We start from the raw sequence: 1,265 nt of genomic DNA, 5'->3' as shown, positions 1-1,265 counted from the left end.
GTGCGCTCGTTGTAGAAGGGGAACGCGAAGTACGTCGGGTAGATGATGACGATGTACTGGAGCATCACGGCCATCCCGACGAGCACGCCGACCGCGAGCCGCGCCGTGGCCATGTTATCGGCCTGGCGGCGCGAGAAGGCGTCCTCGCGGTCGTACGCGCTGTAGCCGAGCCCGCTCACCGCCTCGGCGAGGTCGTCGGTCGAGACCGACTCCGGGTCGTGGTCGATCCGCACCGTGTCCGTGACGTAGCTGGCGCTCGCGGCGCTGACGCCCTCGGTCCGGGTCGCCACCGTCTCGATGAACGCCTCGCAGGTCGCGCAGTGCATCCCGTCGACCTCCAGGAACGTCGCCTCATGGTCGGCGGGGACGCCCTCGCCGTCGCCAGGTCCATCCCCGGTCGCGTTCGCCTTCTCGCCCGCCTCGCTCGCCTGCCGCCGCTCGCGCACCGCGTCGGCGTCGACGTCGGCGTCGCCGAGGGCCGCGTACACGTCCCGGCAGCCGGAACAGCAGAACTCGTTGCCCGCGTCGTCGGTCACGTCGACGCCGTCGGTCGGGAGCTCACAGAGGGTGCAGTCGGGCGCGCTCATCGGTCGACCGCCTCCGTCATCGTCACATTCCCCCCGTCATCCCGGCGTCGAGCGGGTTCCAGAACGGGAGCCGCGGGTGCGGCACGTGGACCCCGACCGACATCAGGCCGTGCGCGAACAGGACGTAGCCGAGCGCCACGAAGGCGACGCCGAGCAGCCGGTGGACCCGGCGCCGGTGGACCGCGTCGACGCCCTCGATCACGGTGCCGTAGAGGAAGACGGCGGGCATCGTGCCGATTCCGAGGGCCGCGAGCGCGACGCCCCCGCTCACGGCCGAGCCGCTGGCGAACGCGTAGAGGTACGCCGGGTAGAGGATCGGACAGGGGAGGAGGCCGTGGACCGCCCCGAGCCCGACGATGCCGGGGCCGTTCGCGAGCCGGTCGACGTGACCGGTGAGCCAGCCGGTGACCCGTTCGAGCCCCGGGAGGTGGACCCCGCCGGTCGCGCCGCCGAGCGCGTACCTGATCCCGACTAAGATTACGGCCGCGCCGACGCCGAGGCCGACGACGCCGCGGACCGCCTCGGCCGCGCCCGTCAGCGTCGCCGTCGTGACGAGGACGACGCCGCCGAGCGCGCCGAGGGCCGAGCCGATGACCGTGTAGCTCGCCGCCCGCCCGAGGTTGAACAGGGCGTGCTGGCGGACCTCGTAGGTGGAGAGGTGGCCGCCCCGGCGGTCGG

At 73.0% G+C, this 1,265-nt stretch carries 2 protein-coding genes; both read right to left on the bottom strand.

Features of this window, described 5'->3' with window-relative positions; genetic code table 11:
• The coding region (locus tag SD626R_RS03075; RefSeq protein ID WP_141651416.1) for a cation transporter at positions 1–587 on the bottom strand (587 nt) is incomplete at its 3' end.
• Positions 588–609: 22 nt separating this feature from the next.
• On the bottom strand, positions 610–1,265 hold a 656-nt coding region (locus SD626R_RS03070), incomplete at its 5' end, for a sulfite exporter TauE/SafE family protein (protein WP_141651415.1).

Source organism: Halorubrum sp. SD626R (genome assembly GCF_001261915.1).
Taxonomy (GTDB): Archaea; Halobacteriota; Halobacteria; order Halobacteriales; family Haloferacaceae; genus Halorubrum.
Note: the sequence above shows the minus strand (reverse complement) of the source record. Positions and strands in the feature narration are given on the sequence as shown.